This window comes from Candidatus Poriferisocius sp. (assembly GCF_965214065.1).
In the GTDB taxonomy this organism is placed as follows: Bacteria; Actinomycetota; Acidimicrobiia; order Acidimicrobiales; family Bin134; genus Poriferisocius.
This window is the reverse complement of the sequence record NZ_CBDCAT010000026.1, coordinates 394,441-410,271: the sequence shown is the minus strand read 5'-3', so window position 1 is coordinate 410,271 and position 15,831 is coordinate 394,441. Positions and strand designations below refer to the sequence as shown.

The following is a 15,831-nucleotide window of genomic DNA, read 5'->3' as shown; positions in this document are numbered from 1 at the left end:
GCTAGGGCCAGCGGCGGTGTTGGCGGCGGGAGCGGGGGGAGCGGTCGCCTAGGGCCCAGGCCCGGCGCCAGGGGGAGACGTCGGGGCCGGTTAGGCCGGGGGTAGTGCCGGCGTGGGCTCGGCGGCGGGCCTGGTACCAGTCGGTGGCGCACTCGTCGGCCAGGGTGGCCACCGCTACCTCGATGCGGGCCGCGAACCGCCGGGCGTTGTCCTCCTCGGTGGGCGCCAGGGGGTCGCCGAAGGTGATGGTGGTGGCCGACACCTTCGGAACGTTGCGGCCCTTGGGCAGGATGCGGTCGGTGCCCTCAACGTGAACTGGCACCACCGGCACGCCGCAGCGCACGGCCAGATAGCCGGCCCCGCCCAAAAACGGCTGGCCCCAGCCGTCGGGGCTGCGGCCGCCCTCGGGGAAGATCACCAGGCTCCAACCGTCTTCGATTAGCGACGCGGCCAGCCGGGCCGAGCGCCGCCCCACCTTGGAGCGCTCGATGGGGATGGCTCCGATCACCAGCGCCGAGACAGCAGATTTGAGCGCTCCGGTGAAGAAGTAGTCCGATGCCGCCCCCACCACCAGCCGGTTGCGCCACCGGGGCGGAATGGAGGTGAACAGCAGCGGTGTGTCGATGTGGCTGTGGTGGTTGGCCGCGAAGATCACCGGCCCCTCCAGGCGCTCCAGCCGGTCCAAGCCCTTGCGCTGGGGCCGGGCCAATGCGGCCATCGCGGGCTGCATCACCGCTTCGGTGAGAACTCGCCGGGCCGCTCGGGCCGCTGGCTTGCGGGCCCAGTCGGTGTCGTAGTCGGCCCCTCGGTTCTTGGCTTCCGGCGCGGGCGGCACCCCCACCGGCGGCCGTCCCGCCCGATACGGGAAGTCCAGCTTCGAGATCGCCCGCCTAGCTGACATCGGCCATCAAGATGGGGGGGTTGTGGAGGTGGGTGACGGTGGGCTGGCGTCCCACGGTGTCGCTGGCGATCTCCAGGGCGTCTTGAAAGGTGGAGGCGGGGCGAAAGCCCATGCGCTGCACCGCCCGGGTATCGCCGCCCACGATGATGACCTCGCCCAGGTGCTGAAGGGCGTGCGCCCCCCAGTACCACATGTAGAAGGGGTGGACGCCGTGGTAGGCGTACGAGGTGCGGTACAGGTGGATGTACCACTCGTCTTCGGCGAACTGGCGCTCGTAGCGGGCCTCGATCTCCACCGGGTCGGTGGTGTCGGCCAGCACCTGCTCGAAGAAGTCGATGTAGCTGGGGTGGTGTACCGGGTGGAACTCCCACCGGGTGGGGTGGCCCATGATGACCACTCCGCCCTCGCGCACCAGCGGGCGGCCCCGATACAGGTTGAAGAAGTACCCCAGACCCAGGCACATGACCAGGATCGGGTTCATCACCGAGTTCACGTTGTAGGGGCTTATGTAGGGCAGGCCCATGGTCAAGATGTCGGTCTGGCCCTCCACCGGCACCAAATGCTGGGCGTAAACGTTCTCGGTGGTCACCTTGTGGACGGCCTCCACCTCGCCGGCCTGCACCGAGGTGAGCTCGTAGGGCGACCGCCACGACTGGAAGATCTGTCGGGCCATCTGGGGCGGGGCGTACTTCAGGCCGGTGTTCATGGCCACGAAGGCGGCCCTGTCTTTGGCCGTCCACTCCCACTCCCGCTTCTGGAGCATGGCCAGGGGGCCGTCCACCCCGAAGGTGTTGTTGTTGACCGTGGTCTCTATCTGGAAGATCTTCACCCCGGCGTCGCGCAGCACCTTGCCCATGCGCCAGTTGGAGGCGTGCAGCTCGGAGCGGTGCTGGTCCATGAACGAGCGGGACTCCTGCATGGTCTTCACGTTGTGGTGGTGGCGCAGCCCCTGGTAGCCGGCCAGGCCGGTGGCGGTGCTCTTGTGGCCGCCGTCCATGGCCACCAGGTTTATGTTCACATACACCACCAAGTCGCTGTCGGCGGCCCGCTTGGAGAACTGCACCTCCTCGCCGTGGGGGGTGGTGCCCAGCACGACCATGCCGTCGGGGTCCTCGGCGTCGTGGTTGTAGAGGCATCCCGAGGGGGCGAAGGCGTCATAGGTGCGGTCGCCCACCGCGTGGCGCAGCTCGGCCTCGGTCATGCGCCGGTGCAGGGCCAAAGCGGCGATGACGTGGACATCGTCCACCCCGGCTGCCGCGGCCATCTCCAGCACCTGCTCGATCACCATCTGGCGGATGTCGGGGCGGCGCATGGGCGGCAGCGGCAGGGAGATGTCGTCGAAGGCGATTGTGAGCTTCATGCCCGGGCGCAGCTGGGCGGGCAGCGGGTCTTGGTCGATGGGGTCGAGCAGCGCCCGGCGGATGGCGCCCTCGGGATCGGCCAGCCCCAACAGCGGCTCGGCGGGGTAGATGACCCGGCTGCGACCGGCGGGGAGCTTCTCGGTGCGGAAACCCTCGCCGTGGTGGAACAGGATCGGCGGGGTGGAGCGGTCTACCTCCAGCACCATGCCGGGGCGGGGGGTGGGCCTGATTCGGTCTTTCATGACGCCTTCCGGGCCCCGATGGGCAGCAGCTTGCGGGGGCCGCCGGGGGCTTTGTCGAAGTACTCGATGAGCCATCCCCGCTTGCGGGCCAGCATGGCAAGCTTGGGCTCGGGATTCACCGCCACCGGATGGCCCACAGCCTCTAGCAGGGCCAGGTCGCTGGCAGAGTCGGCGTAGGCCACCGACTCCGACAGCAGCAGCCCCTCGGCGTTGGCGAAGTCTCGCAGAACCTCGGCGCGGGACTCGCTGGTGGGCGGCACTGCGGCGAGTTGGCCGGTGTAGAGGCCATGTTCTTGGTCCAGCTCGGTACACACGATGTGGTCGAACAGGGGGCGCAGCGGCTCCACGATGAAGTCGAGAGCCCCGGTGATGAGCACAGTGGTGTGCCCCGCAGCCCGATGCCGGCGCACCCTGCGGATGGCCGCGGGGTATGCCTGGGTCAAGATCAGATCGCTGAACATCTCGCCGGAGTCCTCGGCCATCTGCTCAACCGGCGCCCCCTCGTAGCGGCGGTAGAAGTGGCGGAGGAAGTCGCTGCGGTCCCGGTGGTCCAGGGCCAAAAGCGACGGGGCCTCCAGCAGGATCTTGGCCACCAGCCGGGCCCGCTCGTCGAGGGGGAGTCGCCGAGTGGCCAGCCAGCCGTAGGCCATGACCACGTTGGCGGCGATGACGGTGTTCTCCAGGTCGAAGGCCGCCATATGGCGGTCGGGGGAGAGCACCTGGGTTCGCTGGCGGTCTTTGCGGGACGGCCCCGACCGCCCCGACGGGGCCGTCTTGACCCGGCCTTGGGCCACCACGGTGGGCAGGTGGATGTCAGTCACATAGTGGGGCCAGTCGATGATCCGGGGGTCGAAGCAGAATGCCCGTTGGTCATCGTCGTCCAGGCTGTCCCACAGCCCCAGCAGCCGGTCTAACCCGAACAGGGCCTCGCACTCGGTGTAGGCCCCGTACAGCTCCACATATCCCAAGGCTCGCTCCACTTGGTCGCGGCGCTCGTCCAGATCGGCGGTGATCTCGGCCTGGCGGCCCCGTATGGGCAGCCGCCCGAGCACCCGCTCGCCCGCATTCAGCCCGCTGCGCAGCCGCTTGAGCTGGCGGACCACCCGGCCCCGGCCCGGATAGGTCCAGTTGGGCGGGGGAATGGGCTGGTCCCGGTCGTCGTAGATGGGGTTCTCGCTGAACCAGCCGTGGGCCAGGTCGGCCAGCTGATTGAGCCGGAATGGGTTGACCGCTCCCGAGGCCACTTGGATCACAGGCTGGTCGGGGTCGTGGCCACGGGCGGCCACTGCGCAGATGGCGGCGGCCACCAGATCCACCGGGATCACGTCCAGCACCCCCTGAGGGATGCCGGGAAAATCGGTGAGCAGCCCGCGCCCGTAGCCGATGATGATTGGCTCGGCCATGCGGAATCCCCGGATCCAACCGGGGAAGGGCTCGGAGTAGGCCGACTCGATGATCGACGGTCTCACGGTGGTGACCCTCAGGTCGGCCTTGATCTCCGCCACCGCGGTCTCGGCCAGCGCCTTGGTGAAGGCGTAGGCGTCGGGGAATCCCAGCGAGGACGCCCGCGACCGGCCGGCTTCCACCATGTGGTCGTGGACCCATCGGCTGCGGAGCTGCTCGGTCTTGGCGGCCAGCGCCGGGGTGCCGGCCGCGCCCAGCTCGTGACGGGCCCGGCTGCGGAACTCGTCCAAGCGGTTGGGATCGCGGCTCTCGGTCTCGGTGGTGATGCGGCGGCGGCGACTGGCCTCGGCCTCCTCCTGCCACGACACCGGTACGTACATGGGGCCGTCGGTCAGTGGTTCCTCGGGGGCGTTGCCCCGGCGGCTACCGGCCACATAGCAGGTGGACACCGCGATGAAGTGGGGAGACGCCCCCATCTCGTTCAGCATCTCCACCAGCCGCACCGGCCCCATGAGGTTGACTTCAACCGCGGTGTCCAGCGGATTGTCGAACGCCACTGCGGCGGCCGAGTGGATGACGATGTCGCTGCTGGCGATCAACTCCCGGCCGGCGTTGTCGAGCCCCAGCCCGTCGATTCCCACGTCTCCGGCCACACCGGTGATCCGTTTCTGGCAGAGCCGCTCGAATACATCGGTGCCTAGTTCGTCGCGCAGTCGGTCGAATACATCGTTGCGGATGATCTCCCGGCGGATGCGCTGCTCCACGCCTCGACGTCCGGGGCGCACCAACAGCACCAACTCCACCTCGGGCACGCAGCGCAGCAGCCGCTCCACAAGAGCGGTGCCCAAGAAACCGGTCGTGCCGGTGATGGCTAGCCGCTTGCCAGCCAGCGCATCAGAGATCATCGCAGTGTTCTACCAAACCCAGGGGATTTTCCCCAGCCCACTCACGCTCTCAGCGGTCGGTGCGGCGGTGTTGGCGGCGGCGCTCGGCGCGCTCGATGGCCAGGTCGACCAGCGTCTCGATGAGCTGCGGGTAGGGGAGGCCTGATGCTTCCCACAGTTTGGGGTACATGCTGATGGGGGTGAATCCGGGGATGGTGTTGACCTCGCTGAGCAGCATTCCCCTTCCGTTGGGCTCGTAGAGGAAGTCCACTCGGGCCATGCCCTCGCACCGCAGGGCCTCGTAGGCGGCTACGGCCAGACGCTGCGCTTCTTGGGCGGCGACCTCAGAGATCTGGGCGGGAACCACCAGCTTGGCGCCGTCGGTGAGGTACTTGTCGGCGTAGTCGTAGAACTCAGCACCGGGCACGATCTCGCCGGGGACCGACGCCTTGGGGTCGCGGTTGCCCAGAACCGACACCTCGATCTCTCGGCCGGTGACGGCCTCCTCGATGATCAGCGTTTGGTCGTATTGGGCGGCGGCCTCGAGTGCTTTGACCGTCTCGAACTCAGTGGTGGCCCGGCTAACCCCCACCGACGAGCCCATATTGGCCGGCTTCACGAATAGCGGAAGCCCCAGCTCGGCGATCGCCTGTTGGGCCACTGCCTCGAGGCGGTCGTCAGCTGATGCCGTCCGGTAACGGCATTGGGCCAACCCGTGACGGGCGCACACCAGCTTGGCCATGGACTTGTCCATGCACACCGCCGAGGCCAGCACCCCCGACCCCACATAGGGAATGTCGGCCACTTCGAGCAGGCCCTGAATGGTGCCGTCCTCGCCCATGGGACCGTGTACCAGGGGGAATACCACCGTGTCGGGCTCGGCGAATATCTCGGCGGGGGCTACGCCGAGGCCGTCGGCGTCCAACTGGTCGGGAAGGGGTGCGGGAAGCTCGGCAAGCCGCCACTGCCCATCTCGGGTGATGCCCAACGCCACCACCTCGAAGCGGTCCTTGTCGACTGCGGCGGCCACATGGCGGGCCGAAACACACGACACGTCGTGCTCGGCCGAGCGTCCGCCGAAAAGCAGCACCAAACGGGTGCGGGATCCCACAGGCCGACGGTACCCCACCGCTCGGTCTGACGGTGGGAGGCTAGGGGGGTGAGGCTATTGGCGTCGGAGGTGGCCCTGGCGGTCGGCGGTCGCCTGGTTGGCCCCGATGTCGCGGTGTCCGGCGTGTCGATCGACTCCCGGACGGTGGCGCAGGGCGAGTTGTTCGTGCCGGTGGTGGCCGAGCGGGACGGCCACGATTTCATCGACGACGCGCTGGCCGCGGGGGCAGCGGCCTACCTGACTTCTGCTCCACCCCGTGGAGCCACTGCGGTGGCGGTGGCTGACACCGCCGCCGCAGTGGCCGAACTAGGCCGCCACGTCCGCAGTCGGTTTGACGGCCCGGTGGTGGGCATAACCGGATCGGTGGGCAAGACCTCGGTGAAGGACATGGCCGCCGCGGCCATCGGCGCCGACCGTCCCACCCACGCCAGCCCGATGTCGTTCAACAACGAACTGGGGGTGCCGCTGACACTGGTGAACTGCCCCGAGAGCGCCGAGGCAGTGGTGGTGGAGATGGGCGCCCGGGGCAAGGGCCACATCACCTGGCTGTGCTCGTTGGGCCGGCCCACCGTCGGCGTGGTGACCGCGGTGGGAGCGGCCCACACCGAGCTGTTCGGCACGGTGGAGGCGGTGGCCGAGGCCAAGGGGGAGCTGGTGGAGTCGCTGGGCCCATCGGGCGTGGCCGTGCTCAACGCCGACCAGCCCCTGGTGTCGGCTATGGCGGGGCGGACGCAGGCCAAGGTGCTGACCTTTGGCCGCTCGACAGGGGATGTGCGTGCGTCAGGGGTGAGTTTGGACGTTGGGCTGTGCCCCCGGTTTCGGTTGGAGACGCCCAATGGACAGGCCGAGGTGGCACTGGCGGCCCGTGGCGAGCACATGGTGGACAACGCCTTGGCCGCGGCGGCGGCCGCGTTGGCGGTCGGAGTGGGAGTGGATGAGATCGCCGCCGGATTGGGCTCGGCCAAGCTGTCGCCGTGGCGCATGGAGGTGACCGAGCTGGCCTCGGGGGCGGTGCTCATCAACGATGCCTACAACGCCAACCCCATGTCCATGGCCGCCGGACTGCGCTCTCTGGCCGCAGTGGACCGCAGCCGGCGGGTGGCGGTGCTGGGCATAATGGCGGAGCTGGGCGACCGGGCCGCCGCCGAGCACGCCGCCATCGGCGCATTGGCCCGAGAACTCAGCATCGAAGTCATCCCAGTGGCCACCGGCGACTACGGCCGGCCCCCAGTGGCCGATGCCGCCGCCGCCGTAGCCGCTCTCGGTCCAGTCGACGCCGATACCGCCGTATTGGTCAAAGCCAGCCGGGCGGCAGGGCTGGATGCGGTGGCCACTGCCTTGTCCGAAAGCTGACGGCGACGGGGGCTCGCGGTTGCATTAAGGGGTTGCATTAGGGGGATGTACTGTCGGGGCTTCGGTGACGGAGGAGGCGGAGATGGACTTTCGTGAGCGGTCGGTGCAGGAGTGGGCCGCGGCGGTGCAGAGCCGGGAGGTGTCGGCCCGGGAGATGGTCGAGGCCTCGCTGGCCGCCATTGAGGCCCAAGAGGAGCTGAACGCCTTTGTGGCCACTGATCCCGAGCGGTCTTTGGCCGAGGCCGACGAGACCGACGCTCGGTTGGCCTCAGGCGACGAGGTCGGACCGCTGGCTGGCATACCGTTCGGGGTCAAAGATCTGGAGGATGCCGCCGGGCATGTGACCACCCAGGGTTCGTTTCTGCATGCCGACGACCCGCCAGCGGAGGCCGACAGCATTCTGGTGGAGCGGCTGCGAGCTGCGGGCTGCGTGGTGATGGGCAAGACCAACACCCCGGAGTTCGGCTGGACCGGTGACACCTACAACCCCGTGTTCGGGACCACCGGCAACCCGTGGAACCCGAAGCGCTCCCCTGGCGGATCGTCGGGGGGCACCGCGGCTGCGCTGACCGCGGGGCTGGTGCCGCTGTGTACTGGCTCCGACGGGGGCGGGTCCATCCGCATCCCCGCCGCAGCCTGCGGATTCAGCGGCTTCAAGGCCAGCTTGGGCCGGGTGCCGGTGGAAGGGCCGTACCGGCTGTGGCCCCTTTCGGTTCACGGCCCGATGGCGCTACGGGTGTCCGATATCGCCTTCGTGCAAGACTTGGTGATGGGGCCATCGCCCCGCGACCTCGACTCACTGCCCCGTCCCGACCGGTCGTGGCGCCAAGCGCTGGACGAGGACTGGCGTCCGAAGCGGGCGGTGTGGTGCCCATCGCCCGACGGCAACCCGTCGGATGCCGAGGTAGTGGCGGTGTGCGAGGCCGCAGTGGCCCAGATGGAGGCGGCCGGCGTGGCGGTGGAGGTCCGGGAGGAGGGCCTGTTTGGCGACCCGATCTGGGAGTACGTGCTGTTGTCGGCCAACGCGGTGTCGGGTGAGCTGGGCGAGCTGACCAAAGAGCAGATGGACCAGATCACCCCAGGACTGCGCTACTACTTCGGGCTGTCCACCAGTCCCCAAGTGGCCGATTTCAACCGGGCGCTCGACATCTTCTACGAAATGTCCGAGACCCTCAACAGCGTGCTGGCCGACGCAGACTTGCTCATCACCCCCACCGTGGCGGGCCATTTTCCCGAGTGCGGAGGCCAGGGGCTGGTCAACGGCGAGCTCGTCGACAACTGGGTCCGCCACACCTACCCCTACAACTTGACCCGGCTGCCCGCGGGCAGCGTGCGGGCCGGGTTCGCCTCCGACGGCATGCCGGTAGGCCTGCAGCTGGTGGGCCCCCAACTCGGCGACGTGCGGGTACTCCAGGCTATGGCCTACTGCGAAGAACTGTTCGCGCCGCCAATGTGGCCTGCGCTATCCTGAGCGACCCCCGGACCGTTAGCTCAGATGGCCAGAGCGCTCGCCTCACACGCGAGAGGTCACTGGTTCAAGTCCAGTACGGTCCACCACAATCGGCATGTGGGCAGCGCCCGCTGTGGCCTGGGGGCACTGCTTGGGCCAGACTTTGGCCATGGCCACGATCACCACCAACGACCTCAAGAACGGCATGGCGCTGAACCTAGACGACGGCCTGTTCAACGTGGTCGAGTTTCAGCACGTCAAGCCGGGCAAGGGCGGGGCGTTCGTGCGCACCACCTTGAAGAATGCCCGCACCGGCGCCGTCTTGGAGCGCACGTTCCGGGCCGGGGAGAAGGTTGAGCGGGCCAACATCGACCGCCGGGAGATGCAGTACCTGTACTCCGACGGCGAGAGTTTCGTGTTCATGGACAGCGAGACCTACGACCAGCTCCACGTGGGCGCCGATGTGCTGGGCGACGCGGTCAACTACCTAGTGGAGAACAACTCGGTGATCCTCGCCATGTTCGGCAGCGAGATCGTGGGCACCGACCTGCCCGCCGCGGTTGAGCTGGATATCGCCCAGACCGAGCCCGGCGTCCAGGGCGACCGGGTGTCGGGGGCTACCAAGCCGGCCACATGCCAGACCGGACTGGTGGTGCAGGTGCCGTTGTTCTTGAATCCGGGCGAGCGCATCAAGGTAGATACTCGCTCCGGCGAGTACATCAGCCGGGCCTGAGCTTCGCACTAGGGTGAAGGGCGGCCAATGAACAACCCAGATCCACTGGTCGCCGGATCGCAGCGGCGGCAAGTGCGAGAGCGGGCCCTGGGCCTGCTCTATGAGGCTGAGACCAAGGGCATCGACATGGCTGAGCTGGTCGATTCCCTGGAGCTGCCCCTCGATCCCTACGCCCACACCCTGGTCACCGGGACGGCCTATCACCAGGTGGAGATCGACGTCCGCCTGGAGGAGTTCTCGGCGCGTTGGCCGGTGGCCCGGATGCCCGCGCTGGATCGGGCGATTCTGCGTCTGGCCAGCTTCGAGCTCTCCTACAGCACCGAAATCTCCGTGGCGGTGATCATCAACGAGGCGGTAGAGCTGGCCCACGAGTACTCCACCCCGGCTTCGTCCGGATTCATAAACGGGCTCTTGTCGCAGGTAGCGGCAACCGTCCGCCCCTCCAGTTATCATTAGCCTCTATGGGGAAGCGGTGAGCGACGATCCTTTGCTCCCAGGCACAAGCCGCAACCTAGAAGAGCGGGAAGCTCGCGCCTTCGACTTCGGAAGGATGGTACGGCGGGTGCCGGACGCGGTGGCCACCCCGGTCAGTGCAGAGGAAGTGGCCAACCTTGTGCGCAGCGCCAGGCGTGGCGGAATCCAATTGGCGATTCGGGGAGGCGGACACTCCCAGGGTGCACAGAGCCTCACCGACCGCGGCGTGGTCCTCGACACAACGAATCTGGATCGGGTCCAACCCGTCGGCCCGGGATTGGTGCGCGCCCAGGGCGGGGCGCAGTGGGGCACGGTGGTGGACGCGCTGAAGGGCGCGCGGCGGTTGCCGCGGGTACTCGTCGACATCGGCGAGGCCACGGTGGGCGGGACGCTCGCCGCCGCAGGCCTCGGCACCACCTCGCATCGCTACGGCGCGCAAGTCGAACAAGTCGAACAGCTTGAGGTGGTGACCGGTACTGGTGAGCTAGTCCGGTGCTCGCCTATGGAGAACGCGGGTCTCTTCGATGCAGTCAGGGGCGGTCAGGGACAGTTCGGGATCATAACCGAGGCCTGGATTCGGCTGCGCCCAGCAGGAGCGCGGTTTCGGCAGTACGAACTCCACTACCAGGACTTCGAGCGGTTCGCCGAGGATTTCGACATCTTGGTGGCAGAAGGTCGCTTCGACCACTTTCGGGTTGAACTCCGCCACCTTGAGAACAAGATCATCCTGCTCGCCGGCCTGGAGTACGACGAGACGCCTGACGACGACAGAGTGCTCGAGGCGCTGGGATACGACGAGCTTGTATACACGAGGGACACCGCCAGCGTCGGGAGGGCCGGGATTTACCCCTCATGGGCTTTCAGCTGGCGGCACTTCCACCCTTGGCGCGACTGGATGCTGCCGTGGGAGGCCCTGCCGATGCTGCTTGCGGAACCTTTGCTGGATCTGGACTTGGTGCCGCGCCCGCCCTGGGGCTGGATCGGGCTCTACCCGGTCGGGAGGGGCGAGATCGATGCTCCGTTGTTCATGCGTCCACCGCAGAAGAAGCTGGTCAGCTACTCGGTGTTGGCCATGCTGGGCGAGTTGGAGTTCGAGAGGGCAACCGAGCTAGCCAAGAGGCTGGAGGACGTCGACCGTCGACTTGTAGAACTCGGTGCCAAGAGCTATCTGTCCGGCGGCGTCGGATATGGCCCGGAGCAGTGGGGGCGACACTACGGCGAGATGCTCGAACAGGTCGTCAAGTGGAAGCGCGAATTCGATCCGGATCAAGTCTTGCCTTCGGCGGATATGCCCTTCGGCCCCGGCGCGTCGGATTCCAGCCTGGGGACCTGGCCGTAAGCTACGCCGATGCTGAAGCGAGTCACGCCCGCCGACCGCGGCCTCATCGAGGTGCCGTGTGCAACGCCTCATCTAGAGTGTCGCCTGATCGGTGACGAGAAGCTGCTGCTCGTCTCGGAGGTCTTCAACACCCTTCTGAGCGGGCAGATCCTCTGCGACCTCATGCCGCTGTGCGATGGGCGTCGCACGCACACCGAGATCGCCGCTGCCCTGTCCTCCGCACATTCAGCATCCGAGGTCCAAGCTGCCATCACGGCCTTGGCGTCGCGTGGCTATCTCGTGTCGGGCGACTATCGCATGGCTCCCGACCGGGCGGCTTACTGGTCGTCGCTGGGCGCTTCGCCGCGCTGGGCGGAGCAGCGTCTGGGAGAGGCGACCGTGATCACCGTCGGCGATGCCGGCTCGTTCGCGAACCAGCTTGAGACGCTGGGTGTTCAGACGGCAACCGCTCAGACGGCAACTGGCCAACCCTCAATTTCTGTGGTTGTATGCACGGACTACCTCGAAGAGCGCCACGAAGCGGTCAACCGCCGCCACCTCGAATCCGGGGTGCCCTGGATCCTGGTCAGGCCGGGCGGCATGCAACCGCTGTTCGGCCCGGTCTTTCGCCCGGCTGACGAAGGCCCGTGCTGGGAGTGTCTTGCCTATCGCCTCCAAGCCCACCAGGAGGTCCACAGCTTCTTGCGCAACCTTGGTGGGGAGTCCAAGGCCGTGCGGCCCCGTGCCGGGGAGCCAGCCGTGCTTGAGGCGGTATGCGGTTTGGCCGCAGCCGAGATCGCCAAGTGGCTGGTGCTCGGGGAGATGGCGCCGATTCACGGCCATGCGGTCTCTTGGGACGTGGCCAGCCTCGAGAGCCAGTTGCATCCCGCGATGCGCCGCCCGCAATGCCCGGCTTGCGGCGACAAGGCCCAGTGTCGCCCCGACCGGCCGGCGGCGCCGGTGCAGTTGCAGTCGAGCCCCCGACCGGTACACAACAGCGGCGGATGGCGCGTGGCCCCTCCCGAGGCGACTCTGGCCAAGTACCGGCACCTTGTGAGCCCGATCACCGGCGTGGTGGCGTGGCTCAACCGCGTAACCGACGAGTCCGACCCCTGGTCGCACGTGTATTGGGCAGGCGACAATCACGCGCTCAGGAGCCGAAGTCTCAGTTCCTTGCGGCGCAGCCTGCGAAGCAAAAGCGCCGGCAAGGGGAGCACCCCTCAGCAGGCGGAGGTGAGCGCCCTCTGCGAGGCGATCGAGCGCTACAGCGGTGCGTTTCACGGCGATGAGATACGTCGTCGGCGCAGTTTCAAGAACTTCGAGAATGCGGGAGAGTCGGAGGCGATCCACCCAAACGATGTGCAGCTCTTCAGCGACCGGCAGCTTGATGAAGCAGAGCAAATCAACGCCCGCGGCCATCCCTACAACTTCGTACCGCCCCGGCTCGATCCCGAAGCAGAGATCGACTGGTCACCGGTGTGGTCGCTCACCCAAAGCCGACACCGGCATGTGCCTACATCAATCCTCTATGGCATGGTGGGGGAGGGAAACGACGGTTCAGGTCTTCGGGCAGATTCGAACGGATGCGCCGCGGGCAACACGCTCGAAGAAGCGATCTTGCAGGCGTTCCTCGAACTCGTCGAACGCGACGCCTTCGCCGTCTGGTGGTACAACCAGTTGAGCCTGCCTGAAGTTGATCTGTCGAGTTTCGACGATGAGTACCTGGCATCGGCGCAGGCGCACTACGGACGCTATGAGCGTGAGATGTGGGTGCTGGACGCGACCGGGGATTTCGGCATCCCGGTCTTCGTGGCGGTTTCCCACAGGATTGGCCAAGGCGCCGAGGACATCCTCTATTCCGCCGGCGCCCATCCCGATCCGCAAATTGCGGCTCTGCGGGCGGTTTGCGAGTTGAACCAGTGCCTGCAATGGGTGAGCGGGCCAGAGGGACGCGGCGCCGGGTACGCCGTTGACGACCCCACGAGCCGCTGGTGGTGGCAGAATGGGAGGATGGCCGATAACCCCTGGCTGGCACCAGCGCCCGGCACGGCGATGCGGGGCAAACCTGACTATCCGGTTCCCGACACCTCTGATTCTCGCGAAGATGTAGAGCACTGCCGCGGGCTGGTCGAAGCCCGCGGCATGGAGCTCCTTGTGCTTGACCAGACCCGGCCCGACATCTGTATGCCAGTAGTGCGCGTAATTGTGCCGGGCATGCGTCACTTCTGGGCACGCTTCGCGCCTGGACGGCTGTTCGATGTGCCCGTTCGGATGGGCTGGCGGGACACTCCGCTGTCAGAGGACCAATTGAATCCCATCCCGGTTATCGCCTGAAAGACATACCAGTAGAGGCGGCAATAGGAGAAAGGAATGCAGCAATGAACGTTGATGAAGCTCGCATTGGTGTCGAGAAGCAGATGCTGGCCCAGGCTGATTCTGTTGGCGAATTGCTGGAGCAGTTCAGGAGCCGGATCCCCACTGCGCTGATCGATGGCGCTGGATGGGACATGCTGGTGGAGCGTTCGAGCGAGCTGCCGATCAGCCTCTCGACCACTGGCTTCGGTTTCGAGTTGCATATGCACGAAGCCACACCGAGAGCCGATCTGGGCCTCACGTTGTACCTGGGGACCCAGTCTGCAGCGCACTTCGAGGAGTGGTCTAGGTCGCGACCAGAAGATGAATCAGCGAGAGCGATTATCGATCTCTTGAACGAGATGGGACGCGAGGGATCTGCTCTACACCGAATTACCGGCGCAAAGTTTCTGCTCGAGTACGACATCGATCCCGCGCATCCTGGCCCGTTTCCGTGGCCGGGGATCTTCCTCTACCCCAACGACGACGTGTTGACCGGCCATTATGGCCGAACCGTAGCGACCACCGGTGGAGTTGGTTTGGCCCAGGAGTTCGAAGATCTGGGCGTCATCGTCGAAGCGGTTATGGCCGCCTGCGGATTTGTGCCCCAAGGCTCGGAACTCCGACAGGCCGAAAAGGTGCTCGCGGCCCTGCCGCCGGGCGCGCATATGGGTTCTGTGGGCAGCTTCCCGGATCGCGCGAGAGGTTTGCGACTGGGGATTACCGGCATCAGGAGCGTGGGTGAGCTGACCTCTTTTCTGGAGCGGACCGATTGGCCCGGCCAGCCTGAAGGCTTCGCCTCGTTTGTCGGCGACCTGGAGGAACGGGGAGCATTCGCCCACTTGGGGGTGCATCTCCACATTGAAGGGGGCGAGCTGAGACCTGAGCTAGGTGTGAGCTTCTACATCGAGGGAGGGCAATGGGTGAGAGAGACCGAACCCTGGATGGGAGTCCTTGATGGCCTGAGTGCATCGGAACTGGCTGTACCAGAGAAACTGCGCGCACTCTCGCAGTCATGGGCGGGAACCGAAACGGTATTCGGTCGCCAAGGCGTGTTTCTCGTCGTCAAAGGCATCCACCACATCAAGATGACGATGGTTGGCGACCGCTTCAAAGAGGTGAAGGCCTACGTCTTTTGCCTCATGTTCCCTTCATTTCTGAGTGTCGCCGCGTCAGACGCGGCGACACTCAGAAATGAGTGATGGATAATCCTGCTAAAGGCCGCAGCAGGAAAGGCCGGCAGAGACAGCTTCCAGCATCTCCTCTTCCAATTCCATCCAGGCACCAGGCTCTGGGGGCAGGACGAGGTGTACATCGCTCAAGCTGCTCTCGTGAACCTGAAGATTGATGAAGTCAGGCACGTCGATGCCGAACTCCTGCTTCACGGCAGATTTCGGATCGGTAACGAGCTGTGCGCGGAAGCCGGCGTCCTCGCCCGCCCTCGCGATCAGAGACCGCTGCATCTCCTCTGCCGTTTGAACTGCTGACTGTGCTATGTGATCCATGCTGAACCCTCCTTAGGCGCATTACATTTCTGAGAATAGGTACCTTACCATACCCTGGTCGCGAACCCTTGCCCGCGCATGCGGCTGTATCTCCCATTCAGGGAGGCTGCCTAGATACGCCTAGTTCGCGCCGATACTGGGCGCCCGGATCCAGCGCATGCGGTAACGCGACAGGGAGGAGATAGGCCCCATGTTCAACAATCCCTATCGCGAGCAAGCGATCGCGGCGAGCGCCAGCCGGCAGCAGCTCGACCGCCTGCTTCGCGTCACGGCGCCCCACGAGCGCATCGCGCTGGTAGCCGTCGGATTGATTCTCATCGGCGTCGGCGCCTGGATCTTGTTTGGCGAAGTGGACCGTGCAGTCGAGCTCGACTGTGTGGTGGTCATGCCGGGGCAGGACTACCAGGATGCGACCTCTGATCCCCAAGACCGTCGCTTGCAAGCTGCGCTGTTTGCCGACCCGCGCGTGGCCCGACTCCTGCAACCGGGCATGGAGGCTTCGGTTGACGTTCAATTGCCCGGCGGCGCGACCCGGCGGCTAGGAGGGACCGTCGGCGCGGACACTGCCGAGTGGTCGCTGGCGGGGGATTCGGAGGCCATGGAGATGACCACGGCTGCCGGGCGGCGAGTCGAAATCAACCTGCCGCCGGTGCCCGACCTCGAACTCCCTGGGGGCACGCCGTGTCGGGCTCGGATCGTCCACGGGCGGTACTCGCCGGCAACGCTCCTTGGCTTCGGATAGA

13 protein-coding genes and 1 tRNA gene are annotated in these 15,831 nt (G+C 66.5%); 9 read left to right on the top strand and 5 right to left on the bottom strand.

What is annotated here, in order from left to right; all coding sequences use genetic code 11:
- Position 1 precedes the first annotated feature (1 nt).
- The 4 genes from ACOOGG_RS06190 to ACOOGG_RS06175 are packed head-to-tail and all read right to left on the bottom strand — an operon-like array spanning position 2 to position 5,903.
- Positions 2–901: a lysophospholipid acyltransferase family protein gene (locus tag ACOOGG_RS06190; RefSeq protein WP_420433360.1), complete on the bottom strand. Its 900-nt coding sequence runs from the start codon at positions 899–901 to the stop codon at positions 2–4.
- Positions 891–2,504, bottom strand: a complete 1,614-nt coding sequence (locus tag ACOOGG_RS06185; RefSeq protein ID WP_420433358.1) for a lactate racemase domain-containing protein — start codon at positions 2,502–2,504, stop codon at positions 891–893. The genes ACOOGG_RS06190 and ACOOGG_RS06185 overlap by 11 nt, the downstream gene beginning before the upstream one ends.
- A complete protein-coding gene (locus ACOOGG_RS06180) occupies positions 2,501–4,813 on the bottom strand; it encodes an HAD-IB family hydrolase (RefSeq protein ID WP_420433356.1) in 2,313 nt (770 codons plus the stop codon). Before ACOOGG_RS06180 ends, ACOOGG_RS06185 begins: the two co-directional genes overlap by 4 nt.
- Before the next feature lie 49 nt (positions 4,814–4,862).
- Positions 4,863–5,903, bottom strand: a complete 1,041-nt coding sequence (locus ACOOGG_RS06175; RefSeq protein ID WP_420433354.1) for a D-alanine--D-alanine ligase family protein — start codon at positions 5,901–5,903, stop codon at positions 4,863–4,865.
- A gap of 48 nt (positions 5,904–5,951) precedes the next feature.
- On the opposite strand from ACOOGG_RS06175, the gene ACOOGG_RS06170 reads away from it, so the two are divergent.
- The 8 genes from ACOOGG_RS06170 (at position 5,952) to ACOOGG_RS06135 (ending at position 14,785) form a co-directional block, all read left to right on the top strand.
- Positions 5,952–7,256, top strand: coding sequence for a UDP-N-acetylmuramoyl-tripeptide--D-alanyl-D-alanine ligase (locus ACOOGG_RS06170; protein WP_420433352.1), 1,305 nt, complete (start codon positions 5,952–5,954; stop codon positions 7,254–7,256).
- 82 nt (positions 7,257–7,338) lie between these two features.
- Positions 7,339–8,727, top strand: coding sequence for an amidase (locus tag ACOOGG_RS06165; RefSeq protein ID WP_420433350.1), 1,389 nt, complete (start codon positions 7,339–7,341; stop codon positions 8,725–8,727).
- Between the two features lie 9 nt (positions 8,728–8,736).
- Positions 8,737–8,813 (top strand) — tRNA-Val (locus ACOOGG_RS06160).
- 62 nt (positions 8,814–8,875) lie between these two features.
- Positions 8,876–9,439: an elongation factor P gene (efp, locus tag ACOOGG_RS06155; protein WP_420433348.1), complete on the top strand. Its 564-nt coding sequence runs from the start codon at positions 8,876–8,878 to the stop codon at positions 9,437–9,439.
- Positions 9,440–9,466: 27 nt separating this feature from the next.
- Complete coding sequence (nusB, locus tag ACOOGG_RS06150; protein ID WP_420433346.1) at positions 9,467–9,895, top strand: transcription antitermination factor NusB; 429 nt, start codon at positions 9,467–9,469, stop codon at positions 9,893–9,895.
- 16 nt (positions 9,896–9,911) lie between these two features.
- Complete coding sequence (locus tag ACOOGG_RS06145; RefSeq protein ID WP_420433344.1) at positions 9,912–11,252, top strand: FAD-binding protein; 1,341 nt, start codon at positions 9,912–9,914, stop codon at positions 11,250–11,252.
- Between the two features lie 9 nt (positions 11,253–11,261).
- A complete protein-coding gene (locus tag ACOOGG_RS06140) occupies positions 11,262–13,565 on the top strand; it encodes a TOMM precursor leader peptide-binding protein (protein ID WP_420433342.1) in 2,304 nt (767 codons plus the stop codon).
- Positions 13,566–13,648: 83 nt separating this feature from the next.
- Complete coding sequence (locus tag ACOOGG_RS06135) at positions 13,649–14,785, top strand: hypothetical protein (RefSeq protein WP_420433340.1); 1,137 nt, start codon at positions 13,649–13,651, stop codon at positions 14,783–14,785.
- Between the two features lie 12 nt (positions 14,786–14,797).
- Here ACOOGG_RS06135 and ACOOGG_RS06130 read toward each other — a convergent pair whose 3' ends face one another.
- Positions 14,798–15,088, bottom strand: coding sequence for an NHLP leader peptide family RiPP precursor (locus ACOOGG_RS06130; RefSeq protein ID WP_420433338.1), 291 nt, complete (start codon positions 15,086–15,088; stop codon positions 14,798–14,800).
- Between the two features lie 190 nt (positions 15,089–15,278).
- Here ACOOGG_RS06130 and ACOOGG_RS06125 point away from each other — a divergent pair, with 190 nt between their 5' ends.
- A complete protein-coding gene (locus ACOOGG_RS06125) occupies positions 15,279–15,830 on the top strand; it encodes a hypothetical protein (protein ID WP_420433336.1) in 552 nt (183 codons plus the stop codon).
- Position 15,831 lies beyond the last annotated feature (1 nt).

Coding starts and splice junctions, on each gene's coding strand:
- ACOOGG_RS06190 (WP_420433360.1), bottom strand. CDS start 901: ATGTCAGCTAGGCGGGCGATCTCGAAGCTGGACTTCCCGTATCGGGCG.
- ACOOGG_RS06185 (WP_420433358.1), bottom strand. CDS start 2,504: ATGAAAGACCGAATCAGGCCCACCCCCCGCCCCGGCATGGTGCTGGAG.
- ACOOGG_RS06180 (WP_420433356.1), bottom strand. CDS start 4,813: ATGATCTCTGATGCGCTGGCTGGCAAGCGGCTAGCCATCACCGGCACG.
- ACOOGG_RS06165 (WP_420433350.1), top strand. CDS start 7,339: ATGGACTTTCGTGAGCGGTCGGTGCAGGAGTGGGCCGCGGCGGTGCAG.
- efp (WP_420433348.1), top strand. CDS start 8,876: ATGGCCACGATCACCACCAACGACCTCAAGAACGGCATGGCGCTGAAC.
- nusB (WP_420433346.1), top strand. CDS start 9,467: ATGAACAACCCAGATCCACTGGTCGCCGGATCGCAGCGGCGGCAAGTG.
- ACOOGG_RS06140 (WP_420433342.1), top strand. CDS start 11,262: ATGCTGAAGCGAGTCACGCCCGCCGACCGCGGCCTCATCGAGGTGCCG.
- ACOOGG_RS06135 (WP_420433340.1), top strand. CDS start 13,649: ATGCTGGCCCAGGCTGATTCTGTTGGCGAATTGCTGGAGCAGTTCAGG.
- ACOOGG_RS06130 (WP_420433338.1), bottom strand. CDS start 15,088: ATGGATCACATAGCACAGTCAGCAGTTCAAACGGCAGAGGAGATGCAG.
- ACOOGG_RS06125 (WP_420433336.1), top strand. CDS start 15,279: ATGTTCAACAATCCCTATCGCGAGCAAGCGATCGCGGCGAGCGCCAGC.